Annotated in this window: 16 protein-coding genes; 1 reads left to right on the plus strand and 15 read right to left on the minus strand. The window is 32.5% G+C overall.

Annotated features, from left to right (window positions below):
- Positions 1 to 7: 7 nt before the first annotated feature.
- From M2651_RS02695 to M2651_RS02750, 12 genes are all read right to left on the minus strand, one after another.
- Entirely contained in the window at positions 8 to 1,378 is a 1,371-nt protein-coding gene (locus M2651_RS02695) for an NADH-ubiquinone oxidoreductase-F iron-sulfur binding region domain-containing protein (RefSeq protein ID WP_252130796.1), read from the minus strand.
- Positions 1,375 to 3,507, minus strand: a complete 2,133-nt coding sequence (locus M2651_RS02700; RefSeq protein WP_252130797.1) for an FAD-dependent oxidoreductase — start codon at positions 3,505 to 3,507, stop codon at positions 1,375 to 1,377. The genes M2651_RS02695 and M2651_RS02700 overlap by 4 nt, the downstream gene beginning before the upstream one ends.
- A 233-nt stretch (positions 3,508 to 3,740) precedes the next feature.
- Positions 3,741 to 4,706: a sugar phosphate isomerase/epimerase family protein gene (locus M2651_RS02705; RefSeq protein ID WP_252130798.1), complete on the minus strand. Its 966-nt coding sequence runs from the start codon at positions 4,704 to 4,706 to the stop codon at positions 3,741 to 3,743.
- 12 nt (positions 4,707 to 4,718) lie between these two features.
- Positions 4,719 to 5,162, minus strand: a complete 444-nt coding sequence (locus tag M2651_RS02710) for a C-glycoside deglycosidase beta subunit domain-containing protein (protein ID WP_252130799.1) — start codon at positions 5,160 to 5,162, stop codon at positions 4,719 to 4,721.
- A gap of 57 nt (positions 5,163 to 5,219) precedes the next feature.
- Positions 5,220 to 6,275, minus strand: a complete 1,056-nt coding sequence (locus tag M2651_RS02715; protein ID WP_252130800.1) for a TIM barrel protein — start codon at positions 6,273 to 6,275, stop codon at positions 5,220 to 5,222.
- Between the two features lie 18 nt (positions 6,276 to 6,293).
- Positions 6,294 to 6,746, minus strand: a complete 453-nt coding sequence (locus tag M2651_RS02720) for a C-glycoside deglycosidase beta subunit domain-containing protein (RefSeq protein WP_252130801.1) — start codon at positions 6,744 to 6,746, stop codon at positions 6,294 to 6,296.
- Between the two features lie 256 nt (positions 6,747 to 7,002).
- Entirely contained in the window at positions 7,003 to 8,646 is a 1,644-nt protein-coding gene (locus M2651_RS02725) for an extracellular solute-binding protein (protein WP_252130802.1), read from the minus strand.
- A gap of 10 nt (positions 8,647 to 8,656) precedes the next feature.
- Positions 8,657 to 10,879 carry a helix-turn-helix domain-containing protein gene (locus M2651_RS14400; RefSeq protein ID WP_252130803.1) on the minus strand — a complete coding sequence of 741 codons (2,223 nt, stop codon included), beginning with the start codon at positions 10,877 to 10,879 and terminating at the stop codon, positions 8,657 to 8,659.
- Positions 10,880 to 11,251: 372 nt separating this feature from the next.
- Positions 11,252 to 12,160, minus strand: a complete 909-nt coding sequence (locus tag M2651_RS02735; protein WP_252130804.1) for a carbohydrate ABC transporter permease — start codon at positions 12,158 to 12,160, stop codon at positions 11,252 to 11,254.
- A 13-nt stretch (positions 12,161 to 12,173) separates the two neighbouring features.
- On the minus strand, positions 12,174 to 13,532 hold the full coding sequence (locus M2651_RS14405; RefSeq protein WP_350338280.1) for an ABC transporter permease: 1,359 nt from the start codon (positions 13,530 to 13,532) through the stop codon (positions 12,174 to 12,176).
- A gap of 94 nt (positions 13,533 to 13,626) precedes the next feature.
- Positions 13,627 to 15,180, minus strand: coding sequence for an ABC transporter substrate-binding protein (locus M2651_RS02745; protein WP_252130805.1), 1,554 nt, complete (start codon positions 15,178 to 15,180; stop codon positions 13,627 to 13,629).
- Between the two features lie 396 nt (positions 15,181 to 15,576).
- Positions 15,577 to 16,527, minus strand: a complete 951-nt coding sequence (locus tag M2651_RS02750) for a flavodoxin family protein (RefSeq protein WP_350338281.1) — start codon at positions 16,525 to 16,527, stop codon at positions 15,577 to 15,579.
- 316 nt (positions 16,528 to 16,843) lie between these two features.
- Here M2651_RS02750 and M2651_RS02755 point away from each other — a divergent pair, with 316 nt between their 5' ends.
- The gene (locus tag M2651_RS02755; protein ID WP_252130806.1) at positions 16,844 to 17,680 is read left to right on the plus strand and encodes an AraC family transcriptional regulator; all 837 of its coding nucleotides are present in this window, start codon (positions 16,844 to 16,846) and stop codon (positions 17,678 to 17,680) included.
- Positions 17,681 to 17,699: 19 nt separating this feature from the next.
- Here M2651_RS02755 and M2651_RS02760 read toward each other — a convergent pair whose 3' ends face one another.
- The 3 genes from M2651_RS02760 to M2651_RS02770 all read right to left on the minus strand — a co-directional run bounded on the left by M2651_RS02760 (position 17,700) and on the right by M2651_RS02770 (position 20,892).
- On the minus strand, positions 17,700 to 18,653 hold the full coding sequence (locus M2651_RS02760) for an aldo/keto reductase (protein ID WP_252130807.1): 954 nt from the start codon (positions 18,651 to 18,653) through the stop codon (positions 17,700 to 17,702).
- Positions 18,654 to 18,655: 2 nt separating this feature from the next.
- The gene (locus M2651_RS02765) at positions 18,656 to 19,645 is read right to left on the minus strand and encodes a Gfo/Idh/MocA family protein (protein WP_252130808.1); all 990 of its coding nucleotides are present in this window, start codon (positions 19,643 to 19,645) and stop codon (positions 18,656 to 18,658) included.
- Positions 19,646 to 20,010: 365 nt separating this feature from the next.
- Positions 20,011 to 20,892: a sugar ABC transporter substrate-binding protein gene (locus M2651_RS02770; protein ID WP_286207918.1), complete on the minus strand. Its 882-nt coding sequence runs from the start codon at positions 20,890 to 20,892 to the stop codon at positions 20,011 to 20,013.
- Positions 20,893 to 21,025: the final 133 nt, after the last annotated feature.

Consider the following 21,025-nt stretch of genomic DNA (forward strand, 5'->3'; position numbering starts at 1 on the left):
TAATTTTTTATTTGAATTTTCCAACTTTAGTCAGTTTCTTCGGCAGTCTAGGCTTGATTGCTCCCATAATCATAATAGCGCCTTCAGGACAAGCTGTTCTGCATTTATCACATTTAGTACATAAATCAGTATCTATCATGTGAATAAAACCATCCTTGCCTTCAATTGCATCTTCTGGACACGCATCTAAACATTCTTCACAGCCTGTACAATCAGCAGGTGAGATATAATAATTCAAAAAGCTTTTGCATACAGATGCAGCACATTTCTTTTTTCTTATGTGATCCTTATATTCTTCATCAAACAATTCAATTGAAGAAACAACAGGCTCTATCATAGTTCTGCCAAATTCACAAAATGTACCGATTTTAATTATTTCAGAAGTTTCTTTTATTAAATCCAGATCTTCAATTTTACCTTTTCCTTTTGTTATATCTCCTAAAATCATCTTGTACTGCGTAGTTCCTTCTCTGCATAAAACACATTTTCCACAGGACTGCTCATAAGAACCTGTAATAACCTTTAATGTTTCATCCACCATACAAGCAGAATCATCAAAAATCTGAATGCTGGAATATAACGGATTATTTTCTATAAAAATCTTGTTTAAATCTGCAGCGGTGATAAATTTTCCTAACATATCACCTAAAAGAATACCTTTCAGCCTGCCAGTTTCAATGCCAAGTTCTTCAAATAAATCTGATAATTTTGTACCTAACTTCACTTCCGCTATATAAGACAGATTATCTTTGCTTCTTATATATATTAGCTTTCCAAAAGTATTTTCATTAATTGCTTCGAAAACACTGCAGGCTGTTTCACCATCTATAACAAGAGCAGGCTTTCCATTATACTCATTTATTTTACTGTCGGAGAAAAAAGGCCTAATGTACTTTCCATCTAAAGCCTGAAACAAAGCAGTTTCGTTTCTTAATACCAATGTTTCTTCCCCTGCAGAAAGCTTAATGCAAAAGATTTCTTCATATGCCTTTACCTTCTCTGTCATTTCTTCACTTAAACTATTTGCTGGTAAATATAAAATACCTTCCTTAGTATTTAATATTTTTGCCAGAACGCACATACCTGCAATAATTTTCTCAAAATGATTTTTCAAAAGATACTTTGAAATACTATTACTTCCATCAGAACTTCCGCAATTGCAGATTATAACAGGGTTATTATCTAAGCTTATTAAATCATTTATTTTTTTATCAAGACATAAAGAATCCTGAGCCTTCAAATTTGCTTTGCTTACTTTTTGAAGCAAACTATTTGGTTCTTCTTTTATATTTTTTTTCAACTGTTCTAAAACATTGATATCATCATTTAAAATTGTTCTTAACTGTGAATTTGTTTCTTTAATAATTTCTATACTCATTTATCCTCTCCTCCTTTTGGAACTTGTACATAATCGCTCCAAAACTTTTGAGGTGCGATTTTAAGACGAAGATCACACTGTAGGCATCTATCAGCTTCACGCTTTGCACTTTCTTCATCAAAACCTAAATCCATCTCACAGAAACTTGAACATCTAATTTCTGGATCTACTACTTTTGTATGAACACGCTTTTTATATGCAAAGCCTTTTTCTTTTCCAAGCCATGCAGATGAATTCTGGTCTGGTGACAATTTTTCCTCTATATCACCGTTACCTCCAAGATAAATATCAATGTTTGAAGCTGCTATTCTTGCATTAGCAATAGCCTGAATAACAGATTTTGTTCCAGTAACAGCATCCCCTGCAGCATATATACCTTCTTTTGCTGTAGCCATAGTCTTTTCATCTGCAATAATTCTATTTCCACGGCCTAGCTCTAAACCGAAGGTCACATCAATATCGGGTACTTGTCCAACCGCAAAAATTATATTATCAGCTAATATAATTTCCTGACTGTTTTCTTCTTTTTCAATAACAGCTCTTCCCTGCTCATCAAAACAGAAGGATTTCACTTTAGAAATCTGAATTCCTGTTACTTTTCCGTTTTCACCAATAATTCTTTCAAAAGTTCTAGAATTGTGAATCAGTATTCCTTCCTCTTTAGCCCAAGCTATTTCTTCCGGATCTGCAGTCATAGCTTCTGCAGATTCTAAACAAGCCATATGAACTTCTTTAGCACCTAAGCGTTTTGCTACCCCTGCACAGTCAATTGCAACATTACCTCCACCTAAAACTACAACCTTCTCACCAATAGTATTGATTTCTTTCAGACTTACGCCTCTTAAAAATTCAGTATTTACTAAAACTCCCTCTAAGTCATTACCCTCTAATGGAAGTCTTACTCCCTTGTGAGTTCCTACTGCCGCAAATACAGCATCAAAGCCTTGATTTTTAAGCTGCTCACAGGATTCAATTTTTGTATTAAATATAATTTCAACCCCAATATTTCTGATTTCATCTACTTCTTTTTCAATAACTTCACGAGGCAGACGATATTCAGGTATTCCTACACGCATCATTCCGCCAGCATAAGGCAGTTTTTCAAAAACCGTTACTTTATGCCCAGACTTAGCTAAATAGTATGCTGCAGTAAGTCCTGCAGGACCTGCACCAATTATTCCAACCTTTTTACCAGATTGAGGCTTCTTATAGGAATATTGTCTAAAACTTCCATCATCATGACTTGCAGCAAATCTTTTTAAGTTTCTGATAGACATTGTCTCATTAACACTTTTTCTTCGGCAGAACATTTCACAGTTATGAGTACAAATATGACCTAAAGAATTTGGAAATGGTGCTTTTTCTCTTACAACAGCAGCTGCAGCTGGATAATTCCCTTCTCTTATAAATCTGATATATTTTGGAATATTGATTCCAGCAGGACATCCTTCAGTACATGGTACTAAAGCCTTTTCTCTTGAAACTCCCTGTTTAATTACACCTTCCTGATCTCTTATAGAGCCTGTAGGACATACTTCAATACAGGCGCCGCAAAAACGACAATCCGCATCCTTTAAACTATCACCATCTATAACAACCTGCAGTCTTCCATCTATCTTTTTAAACTTTAAAACGCCAACACCGCGCACTTCCTCACAAACTCTTACACACCTGCCGCATAATATACATCTATACATTTCATGTAAAATAAGCGGATTTGATTTATTAGAAGGTGCTTTTAAAGCATAATGCCTGAAATTACGTCCCGTATCTCCTACATACTGTGATATAGACTGGAACTGACATTTTCCAAACTTAGGACAGCCTGTACATTCCTCTGGATGTGCTTTAAACATAAGATCAACAGACAGCTTACGTACTTTTTCTGCAGCTTCAGCCTTTGTATTTATAACCATTCCTTCCTTTACCTTAGTAACACATGATGTGATAACTCCTTCTACACCTTCCTGACCAACAACGCACATCCTGCAGCCTCCTGAAGGATGTAAGTTTTCATGATGGCATAGGTGTGGAATATAAATACCATTTTCAAGTGCTGCCTGTAAAATTGTCTTATCTTCAGTTGTTATTATCTCTTTATTATCTATGACTATTTTTACTTCTTTCATGGTACCTCCACTAAACTCTAATTTTTGACATTCCTCTGGCATATACTGCTCAGCTATCTTCAGCAAACTTTGCTGTATTTATACAATATTCCTAAGAAAAATTCTTTCAACCTATGTCTAAATTATATCAATCTTTAAGCTTGTAAGCGTTTCGAGTAAAAATCATCATGGTTCTATATTATATACTGATGTTTCTTACTAGGGGACTTGTCCCAGGATGAGAGAACTAAGGTTTACTGCTCTAATATCCTCTTTTCCATTGCAATATGTCTTTTTACCATATTTACAGCATTTTCATTTGCTTCATATTCAGACATAATGTAACCTTCAAAATTTGACTCCTTTATAACAGGAAGAATTTCATCATAAGGAATACTTGCCTCAGTATCATCTTCCAACAGGTAATGAAATTTTCCATGGAAGTGGAAACAATATGGCAATATTTCTTTTAATCCTTCTAAATCAGGTTTTTTATGAAACTGAACAAATCCGTACATTCCTTCAAAAGCCTTAAATACTGGTGCCCCTGCCCCTGCTTCTATTAGTTTTTTTCTAGCCTCTTCTTTAGGAACACCGTTATATCTTAGTTCTGCTGCTAACTCTAAATGTTCCAGCTTAGCCCCTGCTTTTAACGCCTGCTCCCAATGAAGTCTATTAGGCTTTGTAGCAAATGATCCAAAGTCTGGAATTAATCCGATAAATTTAGAACCAGATTCTTTTATTACTTTAAGATATTTTTTAACAATTGGAGTTGATGGAGTTTCTGGGTTATGAATTTCAACGCCAACCTTTATTCCGTATGCCTCTGCATATGGAGCTAACCTGCCAAATGCTTCTGGAGATAATAAGTACTGTACTCTCATTACTTTACAGCCAAGTTTATGTGCACTTTTTAAATCTGTAACAGCATTTGCCAGCATTTCATCTTCTGTTAAACTACGCCCTGGAATCATACCTCTATCCTGATTTGCTCCATAACAAATTGGTTTAATACCGTATTTTTTCGTGCAGGCTTCAACTACTCCTAAAAAGTTATCGCTTACATATGGATAAGAAGGAACCATTTGTGCACCTACAATCTCATATCCTTCAGCACCTATTTCTGCTGCAGCTTTTACGCAGCCTTCAAAAGATAAATTTCCTTTTGCATATTCAGCTGTAAAGCTGAATAATGATACACCTAACTTTATATTACTCATTCTGTAGCCCCCTTAAAATTCCTTAATGCATAATACTTTTTCACCGCAGCTGTCTAACGGCATATATTCTGTATCTTCTGCAGAAGCAGACAATGGCATATATGGTATTCTTAGCATTAAGTGTACTTTAATATTATGCTCTCCTGCACTTAAACCTCCTGGTCTATGCACCTTAATATGAGCAGGTTCTAATAATTGCCAGAACTCACTAATCAAATAAGGAAATTGTTTAACGTTGAATTCCTTATTATTTATACCAAATGTTACATCTTCATCTGCAATTTCTTCACCATCAACTGTGATTTTGAATTCATCAATGCAGGAAAGATAATGCCCTCTATAATAACTTAAGCGTATACAAAATTCAAAACCTGTTTTTTTCCCATTTACATAAGTATTTTTAAGACTGTCATCACAGACTACATCCACGTAATTTATTCTCATAGCAAAAGCCATACTAACTTACCTCCATATAAAAATATTACATCTTCCTGAGTGTCACTGATTTAACTATTATTCACCAATAAGCCTTTTAAGCATTTCATGGTGTCTTCTGACTTGTTCAACTTCATCAGCTAAATATTCAATACCTCTGTCCTGCTGATCTCTTTGTCCTTCATACTCTGAATTTATATAACCATTAAATCCATGTTCTTTTAAATACTTTATTGGTGTTTCATAATCTATGGACTTATCTTCGTAACATCCTGGTTTCCCTGGAATTTCGGTCATGTCGTAGAATTTACCATGTATACTTACAATGTAAGGAATAATATCAATAATATCTTCTGGCTTTGCAGAGGATTCATGAAGACTCATTCTTTCAATTGTACCAATATCAAGCCCATGAGCTGGATATTTTTCATCAACAACCTTGAAAATTTCATCAAAACCATAATTTTTGCTGTTTTCCAGTATAAAATCAATTACTTCAGGATTTTTAGCATGACGTTTTGCATATTCAACTGCTACCCTGGAAGGAGAATGCTGAAAAATTCCAAAGTCAGGTACAAGTCCTACATGTTTACTGCCGGTACGGTCAGCCAGCTCAATAATCTGCTCTGCCATTCTAAAATCAAGAGCTGCAGCCATACCTGTTTTAGGTTGTTTTTTAGTACCAGGTTTTATTGGGAGCGGTGCATGAATTTCCTTACCAATTCGTACATCATATTTTTCTGCTGTTTCTAAAGCCATTTCTATAACATCAATAGGCACAAGGCATAATGCACGAACATTTTTAAATCCCATCCTTGCAGCAATCTTAATATCATTTTTTAGTCTTTCTGCCGCTTCTCTATGTGTCATTATGTGGTCTCGGAACTGATGGACATCCAGATATACATCCATTGTTACTGCCTGCATATTATATCTTGCCATTTCATTATTCCAGTCAAAAATAAACTCTTCTGATGGAAAAGGATAATTCCTTATAATTGCCTCATCTATAATTTCAATTCCATCTGTTTGAAGATTATCATGTACTTCACGAATCATATCCTTCCAATTCATTTGTTTAAAAAATTGTGCTTGCTGATAGCTATATAAAGAAACTCCTCGTTTTATTGCCATTTATCCCACCCCTTATACTTATACTAATTCTAATTCAAACATGCATATATTGGCAGTCTTTCCTGCACCAGCACCGCTTCCTGGTACTGGAGGATTTTTTAACCACTCTTCATCCCATGGCATATATCCATACTGAGCAAGCACTGACTGCTGAAGACCTATAATATGTTTTCCTTTTGAAAGTCCTCCTTCTTTTTGTACATAAACGTAACCTTCATCATCATAATTCCAATGCTCCCATACGCATTTTTTTATCTCCTCAAAATCTCTTGGAGGCTTACCGTTTATTTCAAACTTCTGAACTGATTTAGGATACTCTATTCCATCACAGATAATATAGTATCCATTGTGTAAAGATAAAAAACAGCCTCTGTAATCCGCAATACGAACAGCAAACTTAAATCCTACCGCTTTTCCGTTTTCATATACATTTTCAAGGCTGTCTTTTCTGATTAAATACTGATCAAACATATTTATTCTCCTTTCAAATAACTTTTTTCACCCATCTTTATCTTGCTAAAATAATTATATCTTTTAAAATATGTAAACGCATTCTGAAAATTATTCTCTTTATGTTTGTTTTTTAGTTTAAATTGAGTATGTATAATTACTACTTTTCAAAAAGATTAATATTTTATAAAAATTTTTAATCTTTTTCACGCAAAAAAATACTAACAAGTTTTATATCTTGTCAGTAAACTAATGTGTAAATATTAACTATTAATATTTACTTTATATTCTTTTGTCTGTCATATGCAGTCTGAATTATAGCAATTGCTTCGTCTATTTTCATAGCTTTAATATGTCTAGCCTGAACTTCCATCCAGTTTTCCGCTATAGCTGGTACTAAAACAGCTTTAATTGTCTGTTCGTAAGTATAACTTACAATATCATCCATAATTCTTGTTAGTTTTTCACCTTCTTCTGCAGTAAGCTGATAGTCTAAATAAATTATCCTGCTGGAATCGTAAAAAACATCTCTCTGTGCCAAATTATATGGTGAAAATAATTGCTTAATTAAATTCTCGCTGTACTGTAAACTGAAAGGGCGAAAATTACCAGTATAAATATCAAGAGCCACAGATGCACCTAAGGGACTTTTTATCACCTTATCTGTGAGCTTTAGCATATTATTTTCTACTATATAAGTATCCCCTGAAATTCCATAGTTTACCTGAATTAAACCTTCATCAGTACACAAATAATCAAAAAATTTTATAAGAAGCTCCGGCTGTTTACAGGCAGATGTTATAGAAACAGGCTCTGTTGTATATTTAGGTCTAGTTATTGGTACTGTAACAATTTTACCTCCAGTAATGCTTGGAAAAGGTGCTGCAACAAGTTTAAAGTTTGGATCATCTGCAGCTGATTTAAACATATCTATCCAGTTTATATATATAGCAGTAGCTCCAGCTTTATTGTTTCCCACAAGCTTTGCCCGTGATGTTAAATCATAGTAACCCCGGGTCATGAAGTCCCTATCCAAAAGTCCTTCCTTGTACCATTTACTCATTGTTTTAAGGTATTCCTGATACCCAGTTTCTATACCTCCATATCGTATTCTGCCATTTTCATCAGGATAAAAATACTGATGAAGTGCATTTGCACCAAAAGGTTCAGCATAAATGCCGAAAGCGGATAAAAAAGCCTGTTCAACCCCATATGTTGCTCCTACTAATAATGGAAAAACTGCTTTTTTCTTTTCTTTAAAAGCTTTTAACGTAACATACCATTCATCAATTGTTTTTGGTATAGGCAAATTTAACTCTTCCAGCCAATCGCCACGAAGCATCATCCCTCTTATCAGACCTGGCTTGTCTTTATATAATTCCTGTATCTGATATATACCTGGTATATATCCTTTATTGGTAGTAATCTCATTCATTATATCTTTATTTGTACTTATTTTTGACCAATAATTCGGTGCATATTCCTGAAGTTTATCTTTAAGATCTATATATACACCATTATCTACTGCTTTTTCCAAACCTCCAGGATACGTGAAATTTACAGAACTGAAAACCAAATCAGGAAGCTGCTGAGATGCTAAAAGCAGTTCAAAAGCCTGAGCAGCATTTTCAGGTCCTATAGGATTCTGCCACTCAAAATATATTCCAGTCTTTTCAGACAACCTCTTCCAAGATTCATTTTTATTCATATCATATTCTTCAGTATTAGCCATTTTAAAAGCTTTAAAAGTAACCTTTTTATCCGTCAATTTGAAATTTTTGCTTTCTTCAGTCAGGGTAGCTTTGCTATTTAAATCTATATCTAAGTTTGCAGATGCAGTACTTAATTTCCTGCATCCCATAAAAGATGCATATAGTAATATTACAGCAGCGATAAAAGCTGATTTTTTCTTATAATTCATACCTTCCCCCCTAACTGTGATTTAAAGCTTCTGCATTACTGCCTACTTTTCTTAACTGCTCCCGATATTGAGTTGCAGTTATTCCTTCTGTTCTTTTGAAAACATAATTCATGGAACGAAAATTATAATACCCTACACGCATCGATATCTCATTTACACTTAGATTAGTTTCAACCAGTAATTTTTTAACAGCAGCAATTCGTCTATCCTGTATATATTCCAAAGCCCCCATACCCATTTTACTTCGCATCATACGTGTTAAATAAGATACGCTTATACCAACACTATCTGCAACCATAGTAACAGATAGATTAGGGTCTGTAAGATTGTTATCGATATACTGAAGAATTTGATTAATCTTTTCATTTGATTTTAAAATTTCATCTTTTTCCCTATTCATCTTATGGAACAAAGAAAACAGCTTTTGAATGAGAGAAGTATACTGTTCAAAATTCCTGCAGTTAGCAAGTTCTAATATTACATTATATGCTTCCTGCCAAAGCTCCTTTGATGAATCTTCTGAAAGCATGTCCAATACACAATAAAGATCATCTAAAAGACTGTATCTTTGTAATTCATTTTTCTTTGGAAAAGCTTTATGTTTTTTATCAAACTGAATAATTTCCTTTACTAACTGCTCAGCCTTTTCAAAATTTCCAGCCATAAAGTTATTTAATAATTTATATCTTAATTCAATTCGTAAATATCCAAGCTGTTTGTTTCCTGTTTCATAATTTAATTCAGCAAACTTTGTTACTATACGGCCTCTATCAAATAATAGTGTTCTATCCAAGGCAATTTGAGCTTCTACATAACATTTTCTAATTCCAAGTAAAGAAGAATGTATTTTACTTATAGAACAAAATATGTGCATATTAAATTTATCTTTTATAAAATATATAGCTTTTTCTATATTTTCCTCAACATATTTTTGAACTTTCTCATCTTTTTCATATACACTTATAATACATGCCAGCACTGTATCAATTTCAACAACATAAACCTGATAGCCATCTCCTAACATATTTTCCAATATATTTTGAACTACTATATAAGCAAGTCCCACAGCTTCATTTACATCTGGATCTTCAGAGTCATCTTTAAATAATTTACCGTAATCTTCTATTGATATATTAACAACTATAAATTTATCCGTTTTAAAGCTAACGTTTTCAGTGGACATAACATCCTTAATCTCCTCTAGTGAAGAAATACGTCCTTTAAGTAATTGTATAAGCAAAGAATTTAAAACAGCACTTTTCTGCCTGCTTAAACGCTGTGAAAAGCTTTCTTTCTCTTCAAATAAGATATTGAAGGAATTTTCAATACATTGAAGCTCATTTGTGCCTAGCGAACTAGTATTATTTAATTTTCCGTTTATATTTCCCATAATACGCTGCAAAGGACTATAATTTCGTTTTGCAAAAAAATATGATGCTATAATACCTATCAATAAAAATACAGCCAAAAGCAGAATTGTCATATTTCTCACTTTATAAATATTACTAAGATATTTATCTTCATTGTATATTAGAACATACTTCCATTTACTTATATCAGATTCAGTAGAATAAACCATATAATCGTCTATTTTCTGCTGATAATTATTAGACTTACCTGTTAACTCATTATAAAGGGGCAGCTTTATATTATAATTTTTCCTTATCACATGCAGCTGCTGTCCATTTGAATCTACTATTACTAATCCTGCATTTGACATTACATCAGTTCCATTTATAAGATCAAGTAATTTTTCTGTATTTATTTCAACAACAATAATACCGTCATTGCTGTCGATTCGCTGGGAAACCGGGTATAAAAATAAAATATGTTCAGAGTCTGTACCTTGTGAAGGAGGTAAAATTACATATTTATATGAAGGCTTATCTTTCAATAATTTATAAAACTCATCCAGTGTTATACCAAAAGTTTCTTCAGAGGGAAAGTTAGAGTTATCATTTTCACTTAGTCCATATTTATTTGACAAAATAATACCGCTTTGAAAAGAATATAAATAAACGTTTGATATGTATGAATTATAATTAATAGTTCGTGTGAATAAATCCAGAGATTTACGAAAAGCAACCATTGTATCTGCCTCACTAAAGGGAGACTCTGACTTAGCAACAGCTCTAATACTATTATCAGCTTCAAGCATAGATATAGCAGCACCTAACTCTCTCAATTTACCATCTAACAAAGTCTTAATGTTTTCAAGAGACCCTTTGCTCACAGTTTCAACCTCTCTGTTTAAAACAGAGACTGCGTTGGAATAGATAATAATACTGGTTATTAAAGAACAAAACAGTATTACTAAATATGAGATTGTCCAGGAAAACAAAATCTTGCTCTTAATTTTGGGTATTCTCATAATTTATTCTCCGCCTTTTATTTTTACTATATGTAAATAATTTCAAAATATATAAATTAATTATAATAGCTTAATTATTGTCCGTCAATTCAATATGCAGTTTTCATAAACCTTGTTCAGTTTTTTATACATTACAACCATTATTTTTCCTAATCACGCTCAAAAAAATAAAAAGCCACACGATGTGCGGCTGCTTAAAATTAGTACTAAATTTTTTCAATTTGCTTAACTTATTTATTCTTTAACACCACCTAAGGTAATACCTGCAATAAATGCTTTCTGGAAAAATGGATACAATACCATGATTGGAATTATCCCTACAACAGCCAAAGCCATTCTAATACTGCTTCCAGGCATTCCAGCAGCAAGGGCAGCTGCATCAGCGCTGTCACTCATTGAAGATAAGGCGCTTATATTGTCAATAATAGTCTTTAAATATTGTTGTAACGGATACATTTTTGTATCACTTATGTAATATAAACTGTTAGTCCAGTCATTCCAATAACCAATACCTACCATCAAGCCTATTGTAGCAATAATCGGCAGTGACAGCGGAAGTACTATTTTAAAATATATATAAAATTCTCCTGCTCCATCAATTCTTGCAGCCTCAATTAAAGAGTTATGAATTGCTGATGAAAAATAATTTTTATATAGTATAATATAAAAACCATTAAATAATAAACTTGGAAAAATCAGAGCAAAAATTGTATTTTTAATATGAAAAATCTGTGTCCACATAATATACGAAGGAACAATACCTCCGTTAAACAACATAGTAAAAAATACCATAAAAGTTAATATTTTAGATCTTTTATAATCACTTCTTGATAAAGGCCATGCCAGCATTGGTCCTATGAGCAGACTTAAAGCAGTTCCTGCAATAGTTATAAAAAAGGTTATTCCATATGCTCTGAATACTTTTGCTGCATTTGTGCTAAATAGATATACATAAGAATAAAAAGATATCTCAATAGGAATAAATGAATAGCCTTTGCTTAATAGTGTACTTTCATCTGTAATTGAGGAAGAAAGCAGTAATAAAAACGGTAATAATGCACATAATGCTAAAATTGAAAGAAAAAATACAATTATAAACTGATATATTCGATCTTCCCTAGTCTTTACACTTGAATTTTCCATTTTCTTCCCCTTTCTAGAACAATGCGTTCTCTTTATCTAGTCTGCGTACTATTAAATTAACTGCTAGTACAATAACAAATCCTACAACTGCCTGGTATGTACTGGCTGCAGATGCAGTTGAAATATTATTTGATACCATTAAACTTCTATATACATAAGTGTCAATAGTATTAGTTACATTGTATAATGCACCTGAATCCATTGGAACCTGATAAAATAATCCAAAATCAGAATAGAATATTCTGCCTATCTGTAAAAGAGTTAAGGTAATAATAGTAGGCTTTAACAAAGGAAGAGTTATATATCTTATCTGCTTCCATCTCGTTATACCGTCTACCTTTGCAGCCTCATATATAGACTGGTCAATTCCAACTATAGAAGACAGAAAAATAATAGCACTGTAACCTAACTGTTTCCATATATATACAAATATCAAAATAAATGGCCAGTATTTTTCAGTAGAATAGAAATTAATTGGATTATCACCTAGCATTTTGTTAACCATACCCGCTTCATTGCTTATAAAACCATACACAATATATGCAACGATAACCATAGAAATTAGTTGTGGCAGCAGAATTGCTGTCTGAAAAAATTTCTGTAAAGTTTTGCTGAAAACTTCTGCCAGAAAAATACCTGCAATAATTCCAACTACGGTGCCAATCACGATAAATGCTGTATTATAAAGCAGTGTGTTTCTAGTTATGATAAATGCGTCACTTTTAAAAAAGTTTCCATTACTTGCAAAAAGAATCTTAAAATTACTGAAGCCTACCCATGGGCTTTTAAGTATACCTAAACTGTAATCTATTTTCTTAAAAGCAATGGATATTCCTAACATTGGTATATAATTATTTATAATAAAATATAACATACCGGGAATAATCATAAAGTCATAAGTTACAAGAACTTTTTCTTTCCACAGTATATATAAGCTTCGAATTAAAATTATCATTCCTAATAAAACTATTATCAAACTACCATAAGAAGCATGTACTCCTTTTGCACCTGTAAGCAGCTTAGTTACAGATGATCCCATAAATACATATAAAACTACTGAAATAATTGATAAAATACTTAAAGCACCTGCACCTGCCTTAACCTTCAGCTTAGAATATAAAATAGAAGTTATAAGTATTAAAGTATTAGCAGCAACAGCTATACATAACACTTTATCTGTAGTAAGTACAACTTTTCCCCCAGCTATAATCTTTCCTGTTAAAAGATCTATACCTGTTACTGTATATTTTTCGTTTCCATATACATAAGATGCAAAAGGAAGCACATTGGAAACCAGCATTAAGATAGCAATAATCATAATATAGTTAAACCTGTGTTTCCTTTTAACAGTACTTTCTAATTGTAATTTCACTTTTACATCTCTCCTTCAAAACATAAGTTTTTGTGAAGGTATGGCATATCTAGTGCACCTAGATATGCCCCTTCAATCATAATGAATTTATACATTATTTTCCATTTTTTACTAACCATTCATCAAGCTGTTTCTGATAAGTTTGAATTACTTTATCTATTCCAGCTGCTTTTAACTTATCAATAAATTCTGGATATACTTTTTTGTAGTCTGCAGAACCAGACACTAATGCAGGCTTATATTGTCTAACAACATTAGCGCAGGCAGTAACTTCATTTTCAATACCAGTGTCATCAACACTGAATCCCAGGTACTTGGAAACAGGTGCTTTTTCATTTTCTTTCTTCTGAATTTCTCTAATATTTTCAGGACTTCCTGCCCAAGGTGTAATTAAGAAACGATTACCGTATAAGAAATCTGCAGTATGATAATTAACTGTATCAGCAGTAACTCCTTTTGGATATTCAGCCATACCCTTATCATTTTTAACCCAATCTTTTCCTTCAATCCCCCATGTAAGTGTATTAACAAATTCTTGATCAGAATAAAGCAAATTAAGGAACTTAGCTGCTGCTTCAGGTTCTGTAGCTGTAACAGGTACAGCAAATCCAAATTTTGTAAAAATACCTGTTCCAACTTTACTTTGTGTAACTTTTGCAGTAACGATATCAAAGCCTGTAGATGCCTTTATTCCAACTTCATTACCCTCCTCCAGTTGAGCAATATATGAAAAACCGACTTTATTTTTAATTAAAGTTTGACCATAATCTTTAGCTGTTGCTGCATCTTTATAAATCAATCCTTGCTTGTACCAATTATTAGCACGTTCAATTACTTTCTGAAATTCCTCAGAAGAAAAGGTAGATATTACTTTATTCGTATTTTCATCAATCATAACTAATGAATTCATATCAAACCTATCATAATAATAATTTTCTTTAAAATTATTACTTCCATTCATATATGGCATTGGTGAAATTACAGTTCCTTCAGCATCAGAATTAACAATACCTGCAATTTTAGCTTTTGAAACAACTTCTTTCAAAATTGCTTCATAATCTGTCCAGGTTTTCATATTTTGTGCTTTCTCTGTTAATCCTAACTGATCTAATATATCTTTTCTCATTACAATAGTTTCATATCCTGAGAAAGGACCAAGATTAGGAACACCTAATACTCCTTTAGAGGTTGTTGTACCTTTTAAGTAATCTCCTAATGTTTTAACTACATCCGGAGCATTTTTCTTTAATATATCCCCTATGTCCATAAGCTGATTCTGGGACATAAAAGAATTAAAACTGGCCGTTGGAACTGGAGTATACATCATTAAATCTAATTTTTCTTTAGCCTGAATTTTCATTGGAATTTGTGTTCCGTATGTTGCAGCATCATACCAATGAATATCTGCAATAACATTAATTTTTTTCTGTGCAATCTTGTTGATGGCTGCTTCTACCTCGTCTGTCTTGCTGGAATCCATAGGCCTTAACGTCATTAGTGCTACTACAATCTTAGTTGGTTCAGCGCTAGTTTCATTACCTTTAGAATTATTTCCATTTGAAACTGTTTCTGATTTTCCACAGCCTGCTAACATAGATACTGTCATACCTGCTGCTAATAAAATTGATAACAGCTTTTTTGTTTTCATATAAAAATACCCCCTCTGTTTTCTATTATTGTCAATTAATGTTTTAAAATATTATGTAACCTTAATATAAGCCAGTTTATTAAAGATCGATCTTTATTGTTATAATACCTTATGTAAACATTTTCGAATAGAACAAATATCTGAACCTATGTTAAAAATATAAAAATTATGTATAAATTAACAAACTATAAACTTGCTCATTCATTGATAACCTAAGTAAAAAAGTATTTTTTATAGATTTATGTTTAAAATCTGCTATGTACAGTAAATTTCACTGATGTTCAAAAATCTGTAATAGTTAAATATTTGTGCACTCAAAAAATTAAGAAGCCATACTATGTATGACTTCTATAAATATATTTACATCTTGTTTTTTGAACCTATTTTAACTTATTTTTATTCTGCGTAACCAATATATTTCTCAAGTAATTCTTTTTTATTTGGAATTTGTCCTGATCCAACTGCTTTTGTAGATATCTCAACATAATGCTCTAATTTACCATCATAAAATAATCGGGAGCGTTTTTGTTCTTCTTCACTGAATTCTACTTTAATTTCTCCATCTGCTAAAGCTAAGCTGCCGCTTATTCCACAAACTGGACATTCTACTTTGTTTTTATTATGAACTACAGTAAGCATATCACAATGGCATACTGGACAAACACCTTCTTCATCTCCTCTCCACTTACTCATATCTTCCTCGCTGCTAAAAACAGCCTCTGCTACATTTTGTCCCAATCTTATCATTCTATCCATAACTTTTTTATTTCCTACAACATGCTCATAAGCCATAGCACCAAAGTACTCATACTTATCAATTACATCTATACCCATAGACATTGTAAATTCATACATTGTTGGCATAGCAAAAGATAACCAGTTTTGTGTCATTGCACCGCCAACTGTAATGAGAGCTGCAACTCTTTTCTTAAATGACCTTTCATCTGGTAACTTAGATAAGTCTTTTCCCATTTTGATTCCATTTTCTTTAGCATTAGTTCTGAAAGATATATCATGAGATGGTCCAAGTCTGTCGCATACTGTTTTAAACTTACCTGTTGGTGATAAAACATAAGTTGGAGAGCCTACAATTACTGCATCACACTCCATTAATGCCTCATCAATAATTTTAAAATCATCCTTTAAATGACAATTTCCGTTTCCTCCATGTAATAAACTTATTACACAAGCAATACAGCCTGTACAATCTTTTATGTCTAAATCATCTGCGCGAATAAACTTTACATCAGCTCCTGCTTTTTCGCACTCCATAAGAGCTGTCTTAATCATTACTTCTGTATTGCTCATCTTTCTTCCAAAGGAAATTCCTAGTACTTTCTTTTTCACTTTTATACCTCCTGTAAATATACTGTATTGCAAATTTTAACATTAATAAATTTTATAAATCCTTGATTAAATTATAACAATGTTTAAATTTCAAAGTATCTCGAAAAAAAATCCCCAGATATCTAAAACACAAATTTTTATTTCTTATCTTGGTACTTAGTACCTCATTAAGAGATTATAAAATATTTTTTATAATTGTTCTAAAAACGTTTAACTGATATAATTAAAATGAAAATTACTTTATGTTTTTTAGACAAAAAAATAAGATGTCATAATTGGACATCCTTTTCAATAAACTTTGAAAGGTGTGTTTTTAATGTTCTACCATGAAAATAGAAAATATGAACATGGATTTCCAGTACATGCTACTGTTTTTCATAACATTAACTTCCTAGCTCACTGGCACTCTGAAGTTGAAGTTGTGCTTATATGCGAAGGAAACCTAGGAGTAGGTATTAATTCTGAATATCGTATATTAGAAAAAGGAGACATAGCCATTTGTACCAGTGGAGACATCCACTATTACAATAGCAAAGATATGGAATCAACAATTATATTAATAGTTTTTCGCCCTGAATTAACTGGAAATGTAATTAATCTATTAAATAATACGAGATTTACATACCCTTTTATCAACTCTTCTACTTTGGAACAAATTAACATTAACACATCTATTCTTAATGATATTAAAACCTGCTTAAGTAGCATTTTAAATGAAATTAATACAAAGGATAATTACTATCAGATTTTAATAAAAAGTCATCTTATAAAACTTGTGGGTCTGCTTCTTAGGCATTTTCCTCACTCTATGGCGAGCTCCAGCGATAAAATCAGTAGCGAAAACAGTTTAGGAATAGTACAAAAGGCAATAAACTATTTAGAAAACAATTATACTCAGGATGTAACGCTAGAAGATGTATCGGTATTTTTAGGCATAACTCCGTTCTATTTTTCTAAAATTTTCAAAAAAACAACGGGGCTAAACTTTAAAACTTATTTAAACTCCTTAAGAGTAGAAAAAGCCTATCATCTGCTTAAAACAACTGATGATCCTATAATTGATATAGCTTATGAATGCGGCTTTAACAGCATACGTACTTTTAACAGAGTTTTCAAAGCTAATAAAGGTATTACCCCGTCGTCTCTACGTTAGAAACTATTTATTCACTTTGTTATCTTTCAAGATTAAGCCAGGAAAGTTCTTCACTTGTAAGTTTAATATCTAATACTTCCAAATTAGATTTCATTTCTTCCCTGTTAGCTGCACCAACTATAGGGAATACATTCATCTTTTGGTTTAATATATATGCAAGTGCAATTTGAGGAACAGAAACACCTTTTTCTTCAGCAAGCTTAAATACTCTATCTAGACGCTTAAAATTCTGTTCATGACAATAAGCAGTTAAGCATGCTTGATCAATAGTTTCCTTTGATTTTTCATAAACTTCTCTTGTAATACGTCCCGAGAAGAATCCTCTTGCCAGACTGGAATATGCAAATACAGGCATCTGATTATTTTCATACCATTCTCTGGCCTTTGTTTCATTAGGACCGCTTATTGCAATGCAGCCAGGTGCCCAAGGTTCTTCTACCTGTTCTGCTAAGCTGTAGTGAGGACTGCTGGCTATAAATGGAACAAGCCCATGTGCTTTTGCATAGTCATTTGCTTCCTGAATGCGTTCATGAGTCCAGTTTGAACCTCCAAAAGCACGAATTTTTCCTGCTCTGTAATGTTCGTTTAATATTTCTACTATAGGACCTACTGGAAGATCAGTATCATCTCTGTGAAGAAGATACAAATCAATATAATCTGTTTTAAGCCTTGCAAGTGAATCATGTAAATCAGCTGTTATGTCAAAAGGAGTTACACGTTTGCGATCACGACTTGGATGGGCTCCTTTAGTAATAATAACAACTTTTTCTCTTGCTTTTCTGCTTTCCATCCATTGACCTATAGGCCATTCACTTTGATAACCATGCGCAGTATCAAAAGTGGTATAACCTAATTCAACTGCTTCATCTAAAAGTTTAAAGCTTTTTTCAAGTTCATTTGAATTAATAATCATTGTTCCAAGAACAAGGCGAGCAACTGGTTTATCAATTCCTTCAATTTTTGAATATTGCATTATTATACCTCCTCCATTGGATAAACAAATCCCCAATCTTTTCTTATTTTATCCATTACTTCTAACACTTCTAATGTCTGCTCCAAAGGCATCAAATCGCAGCTCTTTTTACCTTCTTCTAGACATTTAATAACTGCCATTGCTTCATATTCATATCCTGTTGCTTTAAATGGCATTTCAACTACTTTTGGTTCTTCACCATTTACTAATAATGCTGCGCTTGTAGGATGCCAGAAATCTTTTATATGTATACATCCTTTAGAGCCGTAAATGTATGCATCCTGTGGCATATTAACATTAATTGAAGCATATAGCATTGCCATTTTTCCTTTACCATAATCAAATAACATAGCTTCGTCTACATCTACAGCAGTTTGTCCCATATTTTTTATTGTTTGAATATTCTTTGGCTTTTCTCCAAAGACAAACTGTGCAAAAGAAACTAAATAAATTCCAATATCTAAAAGTACTCCTCCAGCAAGATTTATATTCACATGTCTATCTTCCGCAGGCCATGGTGCATAATATGCAAAATCAGCCTTTAACAGATGAATATCTCCTATTGCACCTGACTGAAGCCACTTGCGAAGTTCTGCATATACAGGAAGAAATCTTGACCATACTGCTTCCATAAAGAAAACATTGTTCTTTTTTGCGCATTCTATCATTTTAGCTGCTGTTTTTGCATTTAAAGTAAGTGGTTTTTCACACAAAACATTTTTCCCAGCATTCATACAAAGTATTGAATTTTCATAGTGATAAGGGTGTGGTGTTGCTATATAAACTACATCAACATCAGGATCATTAGCTAAAGCTTCATAGGAACTATATCTTTTTGTTACTCCATATTTTTCTCCAAAAACATCTGCGCTTTCCTGACTTCTTGAACCAACTGCATAAATTTCTGCATTTTCAATTGATTGTAATCCTTTGGCAAACTGGTTTGCAATAAAACCTGTCCCTAAAATTCCCCATTTGATTTTTTTACTCATTTCAAATTCCTCCTTTTTATCTAATTTAAGTAAAAATATATTAACACTTTATTTACCTGAAATGAGCTTCAGGAGGTTTAGGGGTACAATTAATTTTATTAATGCTTGTTAAATCATTAATTAAATTTATCATATTGAACTCCCTCTTTCCTTTATAAAAATTATTTTTTATATTAACTTAGCATTTCAATTATTATTTTAAGTGATACAACATTTACATTCTTGCCAATAATTGAACTTAGATTGGTCATTTTTTGTTAATAACTACAAAGTGATAAAAGTCTATCTTTTTGCCGATAAAATAATTATGAAATGCTTAAGTAATACTTTGGTATAACACTTAACTTAATTAATATGCTGATACATTATTTCTGTTTGAAGTTTGCAATATTATCTATATCGATTTCATCAACTGTTGCATAATCATCTTTTTCAATTTTTTCACCTTTCAGCAGGCTTATTGATTTACTAACTATTTTATCAAACATAGCCATAATATCTCCGCCTAATAGAGCTGTTCCACGGAGTACTGACTTATTATCCTTAGAATCTTCTATAGCTTTTGAAACTTCAGTTGTAAGCTCTGAGCCAAATACTCCAAACTTTGATTTGTCTTTTATAAGTGAATTAGGACTCATTGCATAAGAGTTAACTCCTATAGCCATTGACCCGTTGTAGCATAATATCAGGTTTGTCTCTGGGTTTGTCTGCATTAAATTTTCAGTTGCCTTTAATGCTGTATCAGTATTATAATCCCCAAGCTCAACAACTTTTGTAATCTTAACTTTCTTGTTTTTGTCTGCTATACTAGATAAAGCCTTTGAACGTGCTGCAGCATCAGGATTATTATTTAAAGAGAATATAACTGTATTAACTGTACCGTCACCAGCATTTTTAAAAGCCTTGTCCACCCATTTTGAAGCAATATTAGCAATTGATTCACCTACCTTTGTTTCATTGCTGCCCATAAAAGCATCATAATTTCCAGTATTGGCAGTGAAAGCAAGTATTTTAACCCCTTTATCCATAGCCTTTTTACAAACATCCGGCAAACTTGACGGCTCTACAGCCACAACTATAATTTCATCAGCACCCATAGTAACAAAGTTTTCTATCTGTTCTATCTGTTTTTGAGCATTTCCATCTGCTGAAGCAGATTCAAACTTATATCCTGCAGCTTTAAATCTATCGCCTAATTGTTTCTGAATTAATGCCATGAAGTCATTTTGTGTAGTTGAGATTGCCAGTGCTACTAAAGTATCTTTAGGTTCTTTAACCTTTTTTTCATTTGAATTAGAACTGCTTGAAGATGCATTTGAAGTTTATTGTCCACACCCTGCAAACAATCCAATTACCATAATGCACATAGTTAATAGACTT

Source organism: Clostridium caldaquaticum, assembly GCF_023806125.1.
In the GTDB taxonomy this organism is placed as follows: Bacteria; Bacillota; Clostridia; order Clostridiales; family Clostridiaceae; genus Clostridium_AT; species Clostridium_AT caldaquaticum.